Source organism: Brevundimonas sp., assembly GCF_044239655.1.
In the GTDB taxonomy this organism is placed as follows: domain Bacteria; phylum Pseudomonadota; class Alphaproteobacteria; order Caulobacterales; family Caulobacteraceae; genus Brevundimonas.
The window spans coordinates 1-6,851 of the sequence record NZ_JBIIAY010000234.1 but is presented as its reverse complement, the minus strand read 5'-3'; the positions used below and the strand labels follow the sequence as shown (position 1 = coordinate 6,851).

The 6,851-nt window shown below is 34.6% G+C and carries 6 protein-coding genes; all 6 read left to right on the top strand.

Annotated elements, in window-relative coordinates:
* A partial coding sequence (locus ACILQR_RS16910; RefSeq protein WP_395652527.1) for a terminase large subunit domain-containing protein occupies window positions 1–1,013 on the top strand: 1,013 nt, incomplete at its 5' end.
* Between the two features lie 31 nt (window positions 1,014–1,044).
* Window positions 1,045–1,647, top strand: coding sequence for a hypothetical protein (locus tag ACILQR_RS16905; protein WP_395652526.1), 603 nt, complete (start codon window positions 1,045–1,047; stop codon window positions 1,645–1,647).
* A 123-nt stretch (window positions 1,648–1,770) separates the two neighbouring features.
* Window positions 1,771–2,379 carry a hypothetical protein gene (locus tag ACILQR_RS16900; RefSeq protein ID WP_395652525.1) on the top strand — a complete coding sequence of 203 codons (609 nt, stop codon included), beginning with the start codon at window positions 1,771–1,773 and terminating at the stop codon, window positions 2,377–2,379.
* The gene (locus ACILQR_RS16895) at window positions 2,379–3,602 is read left to right on the top strand and encodes a hypothetical protein (RefSeq protein ID WP_395652524.1); all 1,224 of its coding nucleotides are present in this window, start codon (window positions 2,379–2,381) and stop codon (window positions 3,600–3,602) included. Before ACILQR_RS16900 ends, ACILQR_RS16895 begins: the two co-directional genes overlap by 1 nt.
* On the top strand, window positions 3,595–5,982 hold the full coding sequence (locus tag ACILQR_RS16890; RefSeq protein ID WP_395652523.1) for a hypothetical protein: 2,388 nt from the start codon (window positions 3,595–3,597) through the stop codon (window positions 5,980–5,982). Before ACILQR_RS16895 ends, ACILQR_RS16890 begins: the two co-directional genes overlap by 8 nt.
* Window positions 5,983–6,669: a hypothetical protein gene (locus ACILQR_RS16885; protein WP_395652522.1), complete on the top strand. Its 687-nt coding sequence runs from the start codon at window positions 5,983–5,985 to the stop codon at window positions 6,667–6,669.
* Window positions 6,670–6,851 lie beyond the last annotated feature (182 nt).

The window sequence follows — 6,851 nt, the reverse complement described above, 5'->3', positions numbered from 1 at the left end:
AATGTAAGAAAGTTTACGGTGAGATATTTAAGGCTATAGCAAACAGTCCTTATATTAGCGAATCAAACAAATCTGATCTTATAATTACTTTTGCTAATGGAAGCACAATACAGTTTTTCAGTGCTGAACGATATGATAATATAAGAGGTAATACATTTGACTATCTTATTTGTGATGAATTTGCCTTTATAAAAAAGGAGGCCTGGACTGAGGTTTTAAAAGCCACTGTTTTAGTTAAGGGTAAGAAGGTATTAATCATTTCAACTCCTAAAGGTAAGAATCATTTCTTTGAGTTGTTTAATCAATCCAAGGAAAATGAAGCCTATTATTCAATGGCCGGTACGTCATATGATAACCCGAAGATAGATCCTTCAGAACTTGAGGACGCAAGACGCAATTTACCCGACCATGTATTCAGACAGGAATACCTTGCAGAGTTTCTCGATGACGGCTCGGCAGTGTTTAAGAATGTTAAAGAATGCGTTAAGCTATCGAATGCCACGCAAAATTGTTATGCCGGAGTTGACTTAGGCCGGGCAGATGACTACACAGTATTAACTATTATAAACGAACGCAACGAGGTATTTTATTGTGAACGCTGGCGACATATGGAATGGAGCGCGATCATTAACAACGTGGTTAAAGTATTGAATGTTTACAAGCCTAAAACATTGATCGAAACCAACGGGGCGCAGGATGCAATCTTTGAGCAGATAAAGAACGCGGTTAATTATAATAAGAATCAAATACAACCATTCGTTACAACTGCCAAAAGTAAGCAATCAATAGTAGAGGATCTTATTGTAAACTTTGAGAATCGTGAAATATCAATCCCTGATAATAGCGACCTTATAGATGAGTTAAACTATTTCACTTATGAATACAACCTTAAGACAAGGCAAATTCATTACAGCGCTCCTAATGGCTTGCATGATGATATGGTAATGTCTTTAGCTATTTGTTTAAGAGCAAAGAAAGAAATGGTGTCGAGTGGTGTATATTTGATCAGATAAAACAATATAACAAATTATATATTTATTAATAATGGAAATAAAATTACCTACGACCTGGGAGGCGGTGAATCTTAAACAATTCGCAGCACTGCAAAGTAAATTGCAACAGGAAGATACAGATGCTATTGAACGCTATATAGATATTATCGCACTATTAAGCAATGAGAAACCGAGCTTAATAATGAAGATGCCTATTGATGCTTTAAAGAAAGCTATTGACTACGTTTCATTTATTAATGAGTTGCCAAAAGAAACAAAGATTAAGAATGTAATTAATATTAACAATCAGGTATATAAAGGTACATTAGATGTTACTAAGTTAACGGCCGGCCAATACATTGACATTAAGACATTTTGTAAAGAAAGCGAATTGATATTTGAAAACTTAGCCAATATAATGGCGGTAATCTATGTAGAGGAGGGCAGCGAGTACGAAGGCACTAAGCACGCAGCAAGGGCGAGAGTGTTTCAAGAGAAACTAAACATAGCCGATGTATACGGGTTCACGCTTTTTTTTTCGAATCTCTTAAACGATTTGACAAGGGATATACTAGACTTTACAATTCAGCAACAGAAGGAACTGATAGCGGAACTACAGGATTCTCTGAGCAATGGGGATGGTTTGGGATATTAGACATGCTTTCCAAAGGTGATGTATTAAAGTTTGATGAATTATTAAGGCAAAACATAGTTTGGTTTCTTAATATGATAGCTTACTTTAAGGACAAAGCAGAACACGAAAAAGAAATATTAGAAAATGCCAAGCGAAAAAATAGATTTTAACAAGGTTGGGGAGCTAGTCTTTGATTTTGCTAATGGACTTTTGAAAGATCTTCAAGAGAACTTAGTTAATTCAGATGCAATGGCAACAGGTAACTTATATCAGTCTATTAACTTTGAGCCTTTAAAGATTACTAAAACAGGGATAATGTTTGAACTTATAATGGATTCCTATTATAAGTATATGGATAAAGGTGTTAAAGGTAAAGATAATTCAACAAAAGCGCCTAATAGTCCTTATCAGTATAAAGATAAAAGGCCACCAATAGCACCAATAAAAGAATGGTTAAGAACAAAAGGATATAAACCAAAAGAGGAGTTTATAACTAAATCACAACAAAAGAGATTAGATGAGTTAAGTGCTATCACAAGAAAAAAATCTGTTTTAAAGAAAAAGTTAAAGAAACAAACAATGGATGAGATCATGACTTCATTTGCTTTGGCAACGGCTTTAAATATTCAAAAGAATGGATTAAAAGCTACAAACTTTTATAGTGACGTGGTAAACGAGGAGCGATTTAATAAGTTTAGAAAAGATATAGCAGAGGCATTTAAACAAGACGTAATAATTTCAATAAAGGAATAATGGCATTTACTATTTTACAGCAACCGCTGCAATACACACCGGTATATAACGACATTAATTTTGTGGTTAGCAGCACCAACAACACGCAGCCGAATTTTAACTATATTTTTGACGTTAAGATCAACGGGGTGTTTATTTCAAGGCATAGAATACCGGCAAGACCTGATAATGGGTACGGGTTGTTTAATGCAAAACGTATTGCAGAAACTTATATTTCGCAGTCAATTAACTTTGATCAAATCACAGTTACCAATAGCTCAGAATCAATACTATCATTAGTTATTGAATGCCGAGAGGAATTCGGAACAACTCCGGCACCGGGAAGCATCTTAGCTACATCAACAGCGGTGTTTTGTTGGAACGCGGTTTTCCCTTACCCTACTTATGTTAATTATACTGTAAGTTTATTTAGGCAGATGACTAATGAAATCAATGTAAGTTATTTATTATCTGATAATCTAATTAATAAAATTAAACTAACTGAAAAAGGTTTTATATCTGTTATGGTTGGAGAGGCCGGGGCAGTTAATGAGATCGGGGTCTTTGCTTATAACTCAAGCGGTACATTGATTAAATCAACTTATATTTTAAATCCATTTTATAACGTAGCTAATACAGCCTCTAGGTTTATTACCTTGCCAGCTGGTCCCGTTAACCTTAATCAAATATTAAATGCTAATTTAAATGCGACAACTCAGAACCAAGGGGTAATTATTCCAAGTACTACGGCTTACTACGAGATCAGGACTTACGGGAATTTATCGGCATCAAAGATTTATCGTTATAATATTACAGAGGTTTGCAGTAAACACACTCCGGTTAGATTGCACTTTTTAAATCGATTAGGTGGTTATGATTCATTTACTTTTGATTTGTTAAACACTTTCACAAGCAATATAGAGCGCAAAGAATATAGACAAAATTTAGGCGGTTTTGTTGGGTCAACTTATACCTATGACATTAAGGATAGATCAGCAACTATTTTTGATACACAGATAAAAACAATTCAAATTTTAAATAGCAATTGGATAACAGATACAGAGGCCGGATGGCTTGAACAATTAATGACAAGTCCGGATGTGTATGTGGAAGTTGGAACGCAACTCCAGGCGGTTAATATTACCGATACAAGTTACACACAGAAAAAGACTGTTAACGATCAGTTATTTAATTTGACAATTACGATAGAAAAATCATTTTTAAAACAGAGACAACGTGGTTGAGTTATTTATTAAAAGGGTAAACGATACAACATACAGTAAGTTAGACTTATATGATACTATAAGCCTTCCTATTACTTACAGCATAGCTGATATTAGGCAGCCTGATCAAAGGCAAGGCACGTTTACTAAGACTATAAGCCTTCCGGGTACTAAACAAAACAATCACTTGTTTAATCACATCTTTAGGGTTAACAAAGTTACCTATTTAACTAATGACTTTAACCCGTCATTAAAGGCTAGTTGCCTGATATTAGAGGATTCAATTGAAATCTTTAAAGGTTCTTTAAAGCTTAACGACATTAGCTATTTAGAAGATGGCGAGATCATTTATAACTGCGTGGCATTTGGTGAAACTACTGATTTGTTTTTCTCATTGGGCAACAAAGAAATAGTTGAATTATTTACAGAAACTGATTCTTTAAACCATATATGGAATAGACCTAACATAGTTTTCTCATGGGGAGCAACTAAGGGCGAGGGGTATGTTTATCCTATGATAGACTACGGAAACCATTTTGAAAAAACCCGTAACCAATGGGATGTTAAAGAGTTTTACCCGGCGGTATATGTTAAAGAATATATAGACAGGATGTTTGAGCAAGCTGGCTATACTTATTCATCTGCATTTTTTAACACTACAAGGTTTAAGAGTTTAATTATTCCTTACAATAAAGGAAGCGTAAAGAGAACAGAAAACGAAATCAATAAATACAAAGCTCAGGCGGTTATTTCACCAAGTTTAACAGTTGATTTCAACTTGATTCAAACTTTTGCAGACAATCCAACATTTTGGCACAAAGGGACTTATGAATATAGAAAGATTATTCAGGTAGCTAATGTTTACTATTATAAAGAGTTAACCGATCAATCAGGCTCATGGGGGAATAATACCTATACTGCACAACTGCAAGGGACTTATAATTTTAATAACACGTTAAAGATATCAGGCGCGGTTGTTACTAACCCACCTTCCGGGAGTTATGATTATTTATTTGTGATTGAAATCGCAGCTGTTCTTTATAAAAATAATGTTGAGTTTAAGCGAGAAAATATTTATACAATATTTGAAAAAAACGCAGTCCCCCAGGTTCACACTAAATTTGCTTATGAGACCGGTAATATTTCTTTAAATGTAGGTGATACAATAAGAATTGAATATCAATACGATTTAGAATATGATTTAGATAATACAACTAATAATTTAAGTAGTTACGTTCCGAATTTTGCATTTACTTACGTAGCTGATGAATGCGTTTTTAATTCAAACTTATTAGACGCTATCCTGCCGGGCGATAACTTAAAGATTCAAGCCTTTATCCCTGAAAAGGTTTTGTGCAAAGATTTCTTAGGAAGCATTATTAAAATGTTTAATTTATACGTTGAGCCGGACAAAGCAAATTCTAAAAACTTATTAATTGAAACAAGGGACGATTTTTATGCACTTGAAACAAGTACGTTAAATTGGAGCAATAAAGTTAATAGAGATGTACCCTGGAAAATAACTCCTTTGGGTGAGTTAGATTTCAAAGATTTAATCTTTACTTATAAGGAAGATAAAGACGCAGACAATCAAGCCTATCAATATAAGTACAATGAGGCTTATGGGACGCGAAAGGTAACAGTTGTTAACGACTTTTTAACCAATCAAAAAAAGATAGAACCTATATTTGCAGCGAGTCCAACAGTAGTAGATAACTTAAATTGGAATAACACAAGGGCAATTCCGAGAATTATTAATGAGTCGATTGGTCAGACCGCATCAGTAATTCGCATCTTATATTATGGCGGTTTGGTCGATTGCGAGTTGTGGGGATTGATTCAAAATAATAGCGGTGTTACTTATACGCAGTATCCATATTCCGGTATGAACGACAGCCCTAATTTGGTGAGCTTTGATTTATGCTGGCAGACTCCGAAAGAGTTATATTGGGACATTGATAAATCAAACTATTTGAATAATAACCTTTATAACATTTACTATTCTAAGATGATTGATGAAATCACAGACGTGGATTCAAAGATTATAGAAATGGAATTATTGTTAACATCGAATGATCTGTTTGAAATCAATTTTGCGAAAAAGATATTTATTGATAATAACTATTACATACTTAACAGAATAATAGATGCCGATAGAATGCAAACGCAGTTATGCCGCGTTGAGCTTTTAAAATTAAAATATGGTTCGAGCTACATTCCGAATGTAACAGCTACATTCAGCAACGCGAGGAGACGTAACATTGACATAGTAGAAGGTGGTGAAAACATAGTAAGCAGCTCATTAAATGGAGTGCCAGCAATGATTGAAGGCGGTTTAAATGAGGTTAGAAACTTAGGAGCAACAAGTACAATTTTAATAGTAACAGGAGGACTTAATTAAATGAATATATTAGACGCTAGAATCTTATTAAAGAGGTCAACAGTAGCCGGAGTAACTCCAACAATACCGGCCAGCTCAAGCCATACAGATGGCAGCTGGATAAACACAGACATTTATTCGGGTGAAGCTTTTTTAAATACAGTCGATCAAAGGATATTTGTTAGAACAGGAGCAAATATTAAAGAGATACCATTTCAAAACTATTGGGTTGGTCAGTCAATAGGTGGCGGTGTTGTATTTCATGTTTATCGTGATGCCTCAAATGTAGAACATGGATTGATAGTAAGTATTGTTGATCAATCGGCAAGCTCACAGTTTAGCAATATTACATCTGCAAGTATAGGAACTGCAACAAGTTGGAATGGTCAAGCAAACACTAACTTAATGAAGGCACAAACTAGTGCAACATCGGGAGCATGGAAAGATGCAGATGATTATAGTTATGGTGGATTTACTGACTGGTATTTGCCGGCTATTGATGAGTTAAGCATTTTATATAATAATAGATTTAATGTAAATAAAACTTTATCAGTTATTGGTGGAGCAAATCAAATTCTTTATTATAATTTACAAAGCTCAACAGAAACAAGCACAACGGAAGCTTTTGTTTATGATTTTACAGGAGCTGGTGCTACATCATATTTAAAAAGTGCATTTGCATACGTACGCGCAATAAGACAATTTTAAAACATGGCAGATAAAGTAGTAAGTTTAGAATTTAACGTCAAGACTACCGGAGCGGTAACCGAGATAAACAAGGTTACCAAGGCAACCGAGGGGGCAACGTCTGCCACAATTGATTATGAAAAGCAGCTAAATGATATTAAGAAAGCAACTGACGGAGGCGGCTTCAAAGATTTATCAAGGGC